The organism is Streptomyces sp. NPDC003016 (assembly GCF_053591455.1).
Map to the genome: position 1 here is coordinate 1 of NZ_JBSFTV010000083.1, position 10,071 is coordinate 10,071.

The 10,071-nt window shown below is 71.2% G+C and carries 5 protein-coding genes and 1 pseudogene; 4 read left to right on the forward strand and 2 right to left on the reverse strand.

Going from position 1 to position 10,071, the window contains the following annotated elements; all coding sequences use genetic code 11:
* Positions 1 to 1,604, reverse strand: a 1,604-nt coding sequence (locus ACWDZ4_RS34740) for a type I polyketide synthase (protein WP_451512376.1), incomplete at its 3' end; no start/stop codon positions are given.
* 43 nt (positions 1,605 to 1,647) lie between these two features.
* A pseudogene (locus ACWDZ4_RS34745) lies at positions 1,648 to 5,721 on the reverse strand (type I polyketide synthase); the annotation flags it as partial.
* A gap of 260 nt (positions 5,722 to 5,981) precedes the next feature.
* Here ACWDZ4_RS34745 and ACWDZ4_RS34750 point away from each other — a divergent pair.
* The 4 genes from ACWDZ4_RS34750 to ACWDZ4_RS34765 all read left to right on the forward strand — a co-directional run bounded on the left by ACWDZ4_RS34750 (position 5,982) and on the right by ACWDZ4_RS34765 (position 9,938).
* Entirely contained in the window at positions 5,982 to 7,385 is a 1,404-nt protein-coding gene (locus ACWDZ4_RS34750) for a glycosyltransferase (RefSeq protein WP_451512377.1), read from the forward strand.
* A 12-nt stretch (positions 7,386 to 7,397) separates the two neighbouring features.
* Positions 7,398 to 8,453 (forward strand): DegT/DnrJ/EryC1/StrS family aminotransferase, encoded by a 1,056-nt coding sequence (locus tag ACWDZ4_RS34755; protein WP_450264312.1) that lies wholly within the window; start codon positions 7,398 to 7,400, stop codon positions 8,451 to 8,453.
* A 30-nt stretch (positions 8,454 to 8,483) separates the two neighbouring features.
* On the forward strand, positions 8,484 to 9,659 hold the full coding sequence (locus ACWDZ4_RS34760) for a cytochrome P450 (protein WP_450264311.1): 1,176 nt from the start codon (positions 8,484 to 8,486) through the stop codon (positions 9,657 to 9,659).
* A gap of 84 nt (positions 9,660 to 9,743) precedes the next feature.
* On the forward strand, positions 9,744 to 9,938 hold the full coding sequence (locus ACWDZ4_RS34765) for a ferredoxin (RefSeq protein ID WP_450264315.1): 195 nt from the start codon (positions 9,744 to 9,746) through the stop codon (positions 9,936 to 9,938).
* Positions 9,939 to 10,071: the final 133 nt, after the last annotated feature.

Here is a 10,071-nt window from a genome sequence, read left to right on the forward strand (position 1 = left end):
GCCCGTTCCAGACGGACAAGCCGCTGTGGCAGCCCCTCCCGGTCGAGGGCGCCACGGGCAACCACGAGGCTCCGCGCCATGCCGAGGACGACGGGCGGGGCGGTCTCCAGGTGCGCCACGAGGGCGGCCGCCTGGTCGCGTACCGCCGTCTCACCGCGGCCGGACAGGATCCAGGGCACGGCTGCGGCGGCGAAGGGCGCCGCGGCGGGCTCGTCCGTCTCGGCCGGTTCCGGGGCCTGCTCCAGCAGGGCGTGGGCGTTGGTGCCGCTGATGCCGAACGAGGACACCGCGCACCGGCGCGGCCTGTCCGACTCGGGCCAGGTCACGGAGTCGGTCAGAAGGCGTACCGCGCCCGAGGACCAGTCGACGTGCGAGGAGGGCGTCTGCGCGTGCAGGGTCGCGGGCAGCACGCCGTTGCGCATGGCCATGACCATCTTGATGACGCCGGCGACTCCGGCGGCGGCCTGGGTGTGACCGATGTTGGACTTCAGCGAGCCGAGCCACAGCGGGCGCTCGGGGTCGCGGCCCTGGCCGTACGTGGCCAGCAGGGCCTGCGCCTCGATGGGGTCACCGAGCTTGGTGCCGGTGCCGTGCGCCTCCACGGCATCGATGTCGGCGCCGGTGAGTCCTGCGGTGGCGAGGGCCTGGTGGACCACGCGTTCCTGGGAGGGGCCGTTGGGCGCGGTCAGGCCGTTGGACGCGCCGTCCTGGTTGACCGCCGAGCCGCGCAGCACGGCGAGGACCTGGTGTCCGTTGCGCCGGGCGTCCGAGAGGCGTTCCGCGACGAGTACGCCGACGCCCTCGCCCCAGCCCGTGCCGTCGGCCTCGTCGGAGAAGGCCTTGCAGCGGCCGTCGCCGGCCAGGCCGCCCTGCTTGCTGAACTCCACGAAGACCGAGGGTTCGCCGAGTATGGTGACGCCGCCGACGACGGCCAGCGAGGACTCGCCGTTGCGCAGCGACTGCGCCGCCACGTGCAGCGCGACCAGTGAGGACGAGCAGGCGGTGTCGACGGTGATGGCGGGGCCTTCGAGCCCCAGGGTGTAGGCGATGCGTCCCGACAGCACGCTGGCGGCGGTGCCGGTCAGGGCGTGTCCCTGGAGCTCACCGGCGGCGGCCGCCGACGGCGCGCCCCAGTGGTAGGCACCGACGAACACCCCGGCCCGGCTGCCGCGCAGCGCGGTCGGGGCGATCCCCGACCGCTCCAGGGCCTCCCAGGTCACTTCCAGCAGCAGTCGCTGCTGGGGGTCCATGGCCAGCGCCTCGCGCGGGGAGATGCCGAAGAAACCGGCGTCGAATTCGGGTGCCTCGTAGAGGAATCCGCCTTCGTGGGTGGCGCTGTTTCCTTCGCCCGTCCCGGTGAGCCGGTCGAGATCCCAGCCGCGGTCCGCGGGGAATCCCGATATGGCGTCGCCACCGGATTCGACGAGTTCCCACAGGGCTTCCGGAGAGCGGACTCCGCCGGGCAGCCTGCAGCTCATTCCGACAATGGCGATGGGCTCATTGTCCTTGAGTTCCAGTTCTCCGATGCGCTGACGCGCACGGCGGAGATCGGAAGTGACTCGCCTCAGGTAGTCGACGACTTTGTCCTGCTGATCTTCTGGCACCGGTCCGTCCTCATCATCGGGTCGCGAACGAAAGCAGCAATTCTTATGTGGTTTCGAACTCTTCATCGATGATGTCGAGCAGTCTGTCGACCGACACCGTGTCGATGTCCTCGCCCGAAGCACTCGGCGCGGAGGGCGTGGATTGCCGGAGGGTGGAGATGAGTTTCTCCAGACGGTCGGCGATCATTTGGCGTTCGGAACCGTCCGACGTCGCCTGGACGGCGGCCTCGAACCTGGCGATCTCGTCCTCGGCGGATCCCGTCGCCGGGGCGGCGGGTGCGGCGAGGACCGTGGCGAGACGCCCGGCGACCCGTGCGGGGGTCGGGAAGTTGAAGACGAGGGTGCTGGGCAGCGGCCGGCCGGCGAGTGCGCCGAGCCGGTCGCAGAGCTCGACGCCCGCGAGGGAGTCGAAACCCATCTCCTTGAAGGCCTGGTGCGCGCCGATGGCGTCCGGGCTGCCGTGGCCGAGCACCGCGGCGGCCTCCGACCGTACGAGATCGAGCAGATGGCGCTCCCGCTTGGCCTCGGGCAGCCGCTCCAGCTGCTCGGACAGGGTGGGCGCGTGGTCGTCCCGCACGACCGGCCCGGCCGCGGGCGGCCGAGTGGTGCGGGCGGTGCCGGAGTCCGCCGCCGCCCTGGGCCCTGAGATCAGCGGGACGGGGGGAAACTCGTGGGCCGACAGCGGGCGCACCCGCAGGGTCTCGGCGGTGAGCACCGGGGCTCCGGAGGAGTCCGCGGCCGCGAGCCGCAGCACGGTGCCCGGCCCGTCCTCGCAGGGGGCGATCCGCACCCGCAGTGCGGTGGCTCCGCCGGCGTGCAGGGACACTCCGCGCCAGCGCTCGGGAAGGCTGCCGTCCTCCGTCATGACGGCGTGCCGCGCCGCGTCCAGCAGGGCGGGGTGGAGCCCGTACGCGGCCGCGTCGGACGCCTCGGCGGGCAGGGCGACCTCGGCGAAGGTCTCCTCACCCCGGCGCCACAGCGCGCGCAGCCCCCGGAAGACCGGGCCGTACTCGAAGCCCTGGTCGGCGAGGCGTTTGTAGTACCCCTCCAGCTCCACCGGCTCGGCGTCCCGCGGCGGCCAGACGTCCGTGCCGGAGCCGAGGTCCGCGCAGACCGGCGGTCCCTGGTGAGCGGGGGCGAGGACGCCTGTCGCGTGCCGGGTCCACGGCTCGTCGACGGCGCCCTGTGGCCTGGAGTGGAGCGTGACGGCGCGCCGTCCGATGCCGTCCGCCGCGCCGAGGCGCACTTGCAGGCGTACGGAGCCGTGCTCGGTCAGGATCAGCGGTGCGGTGGGGATCAGTTCCTCGACCCGGTCGCAGCCGGCCTCGTCGCCCGCCCGGATCACCAGCTCCAGCAGGGCCGTTCCCGGCAGGGTGATCCGTCCCGCGATGACGTGCTGGGCGAGCCAGGGGTGGGTGCGGGTGCAGAGCTCTCCGGTGAACACCAGGCCCTCGCCCTCGGCGAGTTCCAGGGTGCCGCCGAGCAGCGGGTGCCCGGTGGCGCCCATCCCCCGGTTCCCGGCGCCCGCGGGCGGGGCCGGCCAGTACCGCTCGTGCTGGAAGGCGTAGGTCGGCAGGTCGACCCGCCGGGCGGCCGTGTCCGCGAAGAAGGCCGCCCAGTCGACGGGGACCCCGACGGCGTGCAGCCGGCCCAGGGTGGCGACGAGGGCGTCCTCCTCGGGCCGGCCCTTGCGCAGCGCGGGGACGACGGTCATGGGGCGGGCGGCCCCGCCGAGGCTCTCCGTGGCCATGGCGCTCAGCGCGCTGCCGGGGCCCAGCTCCAGCAGGACGTCCACGTTCTCCTCGCCGAGCGCGGTGACGCCGTCGGCGAAGCGCACGGCCTGGCGCACATGGCGCACCCAGTAGTCGGGGGTGCACAGCAGGGCGCCGGCCGGTGCGCCGGTGAGGTTCGAGATGACCGGGACGGCCGGCTCGTGGAAGGTGAGCGTCTCCACGACGGCGCGGAAGTCCGCCAGCATCGGGACCATCAGCGGCGAGTGGAAGGCGTGGGACACCGGCAGCCGGCTGGTCTTGCGCCCCTGGTCCGCGAAGTGCGCGGCGATCTCCAGGGCCGCGCTCTCCTCGCCCGCGATCACCACGGACGCGGGTCCGTTGACCGCGGCGACCGAGACCCGGTCGGTGCGGCCGGCCAGCAGCGGCAGGACCTCGTCCTCGGCCGCCTGCACGGCAATCATCGCGCCGCCCGCGGGCAGGGCCTGCATCAGTGCGGCGCGGGCGGTGACCAGCCGGCACGCGTCGGCCAGCGAGAGCACGCCCGCGACATGGGCCGCGGTGATCTCGCCGACCGAGTGGCCGCCCACCACGGCGGGGCGGACGCCCAGGGATTCCACCAGCCGAAACAGCGCCGTCTCGACGGCGAACAGCGCGGGCTGGGTCCAGCCCGTACGGTCCAGCTCCTTCGGGTCGTCGCCCCACATGACGTCGCGCAGCGGACGCTCGAGGTGCCGGTCCAGTTCGTCCACCACCGCGTCCAGGGCGCGTGCGAAGGCCGGGAAGCGCGCGTGGAGTTCGCGTCCCATGCCCAGGCGCTGGCTGCCCTGGCCGGGGAAGAGGATCGCGACGGCGCCGTCGCCGGCCTCGTCGCGGGCGACCTCGGTCACATCCTGTCCGTGCGCGAGCAGGACCGCCCGGTGCCGGAGCGCGGCGCGGCCCGTCGCCAGGGAATGGCCGATGTCGAGGGCGGTCGCTTCGGGGGCGTCGGCCACGAAGTCGTCGAGCCGGGCCAGCTGGTCGGCCAGCGCCGCCTCGGTCCGGGCCGACACGAGCCAGGGCACCACCGCGGGCTCGGGAGCCGACGGGGGCTGCTCCGTCTCGTCCGGGGCCTGCTCGACGATGACGTGCGCGTTGGTGCCGCTGATGCCGAAGGACGACACGCCGGCACGCCGCGGCCGTCCCGCGGGGTGCCACGGGGTCTGTTCGGTCAGCAGCTCGACGGCGCCGTCCGTCCAGTCGACGTGCGAGGTGGGTTCGCCGACGTGCAGGGTCCGGGGCATCACTCCGTGGCGCAGGGCCATCACCGTCTTGATGAATCCCGCGATCCCGGCCGCCGCCTGGGCGTGCCCGATGTTCGACTTGAGGGAGCCCAGCCGCAGCGGGTGGCCGGGCGGCCGGTCCTGTCCGTACGTCGCCAGCAGTGCCTGCGCCTCGATCGGGTCGCCGAGCTTGGTGCCGGTGCCGTGGGCCTCGACCATGTCGACGTCGGCGGCGCGGAGTCCCGCGTCGGCCAGTGCCTGGCGGATCACCCGCTCCTGCGACCGGCCGCTCGGAGAGGTCAGGCCGTTGGAGGCGCCGTCCTGGTTGGTGGCGCTGCCGCGCAGGACGGCGAGCACCCGGTGGCCGCGGGCCCGCGCGTCGGAGAGCCGTTCCAGGACGACGATGCCGGCCCCCTCGGCCCAGGCCGTGCCGTCCGCGTCGTCGGAGAACGCCTTGCAGCGTCCGTCGGGGGCCAGCCCGCCCTGGCGGGAGTAGCCGACGAATCCCACGGGGGTGGACATCACCGTGACACCGCCGGCCAGCGCCATCGAGCACTCCCCCGCGCGCAGCGAGCGCGCCGCCCAGTGCAGGGCGACCAACGAGGAGGAGGAAGCGGTGTCGACGGTGACCGCGGGACCTTCGAGGCCGAGGGTGTAGGCGAGCCGCCCGGAGGCGACGGCCGGTGACAGGCCGGTCATGGCGTGGCCCGCGAGGTCTTCCGAGGACCGCTGGGTGACGGCGGCGTAGTCCTGGCCGTTGGTGCCGACGAACACGCCGGTCCGGCTGCCGTTCAGGCCGTGGGGGTCGATCCCCGCGCGTTCGACGGCCTCCCACGCGGTTTCCAGCACCAGCCGCTGCTGCGGGTCGGTGGAGATCGCCTCGCGCGGCGACATGCCGAAGAACGCGGCGTCGAAGTCGGCCGCCCCGTGAAGGAACCCGCCTTCACGCGTCACGCTGCGGTCCGGTCCTTCGCCGGCCAGCGCGTCCAGGTCCCAGCCGCGGTCCGCGGGGAAGCCGGATATCGCGTCACGGCCCGCGAGGACCAGGTCCCACAGCTCCTCGGGGGAGTGCACTCCCCCCGGATAGCGGCATGCCATCCCGACGACCACTACCGGGTCTTGGTCGGCTCCGATCGTCATGACGTTGCACACCCCTAGGAAGTCGGGCCCGGACACCTCTTCGTTCCGGATCGTAGGTGCGTCAACGCTGTACTTTTCCCTAAGGAATTCCGGGACTCGGCACGGAAGACTAGGGATTCTCCGGAGCGTGGTGTGAGACCAAGTAACTGCTCCGCTTCAACGCGCGGCGCGGCCACCCGGCGACCGGCCGTGTGGGTACCTGTGGCGCCTGCCGTTGGGGCTGTCACTTCCGGAGGGTGTTGTCCATGGGCTCGATTCGGCGGCCTGTCCTGTTCGTCAGCTATGCCGAAAGCGGTCTCCTGAACCCGTTGCTCGTACTCGCGGAGGAATTGTCCCGCCGCGGTGTCGAGGACCTGTGGTTCGCGGCCGACGAAAAAGGACGCTCGGATATCGGCGCGGCCACCGTGAAAACGCCCGTGGAGTTCGCGTCGCTCGGTGATGTGGTGCCGCAGATGTCGGCCGTCACCTGGGACGACGAGACCTATCGCGAGGTGACGCAGCGCTCGCGTTTCAAGGCGCACCGCGCGGTCATCAAGCACTCCTTCGCACCGGCGTCGCGGGTGGACAAGTACAAGCGCCTCGAAGCCATTGTCGACGAGGTGCAGCCGGTGCTGATGGTCATCGAGTCCATGTGCCAGTTCGGGTACGAGCTGGCCATCACGAAGGGGATTCCCTTTGTGCTCGGCGTCCCGTTCGTGCCGAGCAATGTCCTGACGTCGCACGTCCCGTTCGCCAAGTCGTACACCCCGAGCGGCTTCCCGGTGCCGCACTCCGGGCTGCCGCTGGACATGACGTTCGCGCAGCGGGTGGAGAACCAGCTGTTCAGGCTGCGGACGCTGGGGATGTTCATGACCTCCTCGATGCGCAAGGTGGTCGAGGAGGACAACCGGATCCGCGGAGAGCTGGGGATCTCGCCCGAGGCGCGCCAGATGATGGCCAGGATCGATCACGCCGAGATGGTGCTGTGCTACTCGGTGCCCGAGCTGGACTACCCCTTCCCGGTGCCGGAGAAGATGCGGCTGGTGGGCGCCATGGTGCCGCCGCTGCCGCAGGCCCCCGACGACGGCGGTCTCTCCGACTGGCTCGACGCCCAGCAGTCCGTGGTCTACATGGGTTTCGGCACGATCACCCGGCTGACGCGCGAGCAGGTCGGCGCGCTGGTGGATGTGGCACGGCGGCTGGCGGACGGCCACTCCGTGCTGTGGAAACTCCCCAAGGAGCAGCAGGAGTTGCTGCCGCCGCGCGAGGAACTGCCGGACAACCTGCGGATCGAGAACTGGGTGCCCTCCCAGCTCGACGTCCTGGCCCACCCGAAGGTCGCCGTCTTCTTCACCCACGCGGGCGGCAACGGGTACCACGAGGGCCTGTACTTCGGCAAGCCGCTGGTGGTGCGCCCCCTGTGGGTCGACTGCGACGACCAGGCGGTGCGGGGCCAGGACTTCGGGGTCAGCCTGACCCTCGACCACCCGCAGACCGTCGACGCCGACGACGTCGTCGACAAGCTCACCCGGGTGCTCACGGACAGCACGTTCCGTGAGCGCGCCGAGCACTTCTCGAAGCTGCTGCGCGCCGCGGGCGGCCGGGCGGCCGCCGCGGATCTCCTGCTCGGCCTTCCCGCCCTGTCCGAACCCGCTCTCGCCAACGACTGATCGAAGGATCCGATGTCATACACACAGCCCGTGTCCAAGCCCTGGCTCGGCGGGCGTGAACTCGAATACGTGACGGACGCCGTCAGCGGCGGCTGGATCTCTTCGCAGGGACCGTACGTCAAGAAGTTCGAGACCGCGTTCGCCGAGTACAACGGGAGCGCGCACGGGGTCGCGTGCTCCTCCGGGACGACGGCGCTGACCCTGGCGCTGCGCGCGCTCGGTGTCGGCCCCGGCGACGAGGTGATCGTCCCCGAGTTCACGATGATCGCCTCGGCCTGGGCGGTGTCCTACACGGGCGCCACCCCCGTCTTCGTGGACTGCGGGGACGATCTCAACATCGATGTCTCGCGCATCGAGGAGAAGATCACCCCCCGCACCAAAGTGATCATGCCGGTGCACATCTACGGCCGCCGGTGCGACATGGACCCGATCATGGATCTGGCGCATCAGTACGGCCTGCGCGTGGTGGAGGACTCCGCCGAGGCGCACGGCGTGCGGCCGGTCGCCGACATCGCCTGCTTCTCGCTCTTCGCCAACAAGATCATCACCGCTGGGGAGGGCGGGATCTGTCTCACCGACGACCCGTACCTCGCCGAACAGATGGCCCATCTGCGGGCGATGGCGTTCACCAAGGACCACAGCTTCCTGCACAAGAAGCTGGCCTACAACTTCCGTATGACGAGCATGCAAGCGGCCGTCGCGCTGGCGCAGACCGAACAGCTCGACTCCATCCTGGCCACCCGCCGGGAGATAGAGCGCCGTTACGACGAGGGCCTGAGCGGCATCGACGGGATCACCCTGATGCCGCCGCGCGACGTGCTGTGGATGTACGACCTGCGCGCCGACCGCCGCGACGCGCTGATGGACTTCCTCAAGGACGAGGGCGTCGAGACGCGGCTGTTCTTCAAGCCGATGAGCCGCCAGCCCGGATATCTCGACCCCGTCTGGCCCTCGCTCAACGCGAGCCGCTTCAGCGAGGACGGCTTCTACCTGCCGACCCACACCGGACTGACCGCGGACGACCAGGAGTTCATCGTCGGGAGGGTCCGCAAGTTCTACGCCGCCTGAGCCGTGTCCGACCCCAGGGAAATTGAGAAGATGACAACTGTCGACAGGTGCCCGGTCGCCTTCCCGCTGCGGCAGCCCGGCCAGTCGTTCCCACCGCCCCAGTATCTGGAATTCCGTGAGCAGGAAGGGCTGGTGAGCACCACCCTGCCCTCCGGGGAGCTCGTGTGGCTGGTGACCCGGCACGAGGACGTCCGCGCGGTGCTCACCGATCCGCGGATCAGCTCCAATCCCTCGCACCCCGGCTTTCCCCGTGCGGCCAAGACCGGCGGTGTGCCGTCCCAGGACGAGGTGCCCGGCTGGTTCGTGGCCCTGGACCCGCCGGAGCACGGGCGGTTCCGCAAGACGCTGATCCCCGAGTTCACGGTCCGCAAGGTCAGGGAGATGCGGCCGGCCATCCAGCAGATCGTGGACGAGCGCATCGACGCGATGCTCGCGGCGGGCGACACCGCCGATCTGATCGCGGACTTCGCGCTGTCCGTGCCGTCCCTGGTGATCTCCAGTCTGCTCGGCGTGCCCAACGCCGACCGCGACTTCTTCGAGACCAGGACCCGGGTCCTGGTCACGCTCACCTCCACCGACGAACAGCGGCAGGCGGCCTCGAAGGCACTGCTGCGCTATCTCAACCGGCTCATCACCGTCAAGCAGAAGCGGCCGGGCGACGATCTGATCAGCCAGCTGCTGGCCGACGGGACACTCAGCAAGCAGGAGCTGTCCGGCGTGTCGATGCTGCTGCTGATCGCCGGGCACGAGACGACGGCGAACAACATCGGGCTCGGGGTCGTCACCCTGCTGTCCAACCCGCAGTGGATCGGCGACGAGCGGGCGGTCGAGGAGCTGCTGCGCTACTACTCGGTGGCCGACCTGGTCGCCTTCCGGGTGGCCGTGGAGGATGTGGAGATCGGCGGGCAGCTCATCCGGGCCGGCGAGGGCATCATCCCGCTGGTCGCCGCCGCCAACCACGACGGGACCGTCTTCGAGCGCCCCGACGAGTTCGACCCCAGCCGCTCCGCCCGCTCGCACGTGGCGTTCGGGTACGGCGTGCACCAGTGCCTCGGCCAGAACCTCGTCAGGGTCGAGATGGACATCGCCTACCGGACGCTGTTCGAGCGGATCCCCACGCTGGAACTGGCCGTTCCGGTGACGGAGCTGCCGATCAAGTACGACGGGGTGCTGTACGGGCTGCACTCCCTGCCCGTCCGCTGGTAGACGCGCCACCGCAGCACGAGACGACCGGGCCGCCCGCGACGGGCGGCCCGGGCACGACCGCAGGTAACCGACGGAGGAATGACAGTGCGCATCAGCGTGGACACCGATCGCTGTGTGGGGGCCGGACAGTGCGTCCTGTCGGCTCCCGACGTCTTCGACCAGGACGACATGGGCATCGTCCTGGTCCTGGCGGAGCCGGCGGACGAGCCGGCCCGGGAGGCGGCGTGGCAGGCGGGGGTGATCTGCCCGTCCCAGGCGATCACCGTGAGCGAGAGCTGACCGGCCGCCGCGCCGCAACGGGCTGTGCCCCCCACCGGTGGTGGGGGGGGCGTTCGGCACGGGTGTGCACGAGGACTTCGACATCGAGAAGCTCCGCTATCACAAGATCATTCTGATGGCGGACGCCGACGTC

Coding starts and splice junctions, on each gene's coding strand:
- ACWDZ4_RS34750 (WP_451512377.1), top strand. CDS start 5,982: ATGGGCTCGATTCGGCGGCCTGTCCTGTTCGTCAGCTATGCCGAAAGC.
- ACWDZ4_RS34755 (WP_450264312.1), top strand. CDS start 7,398: ATGTCATACACACAGCCCGTGTCCAAGCCCTGGCTCGGCGGGCGTGAA.
- ACWDZ4_RS34760 (WP_450264311.1), top strand. CDS start 8,484: ATGACAACTGTCGACAGGTGCCCGGTCGCCTTCCCGCTGCGGCAGCCC.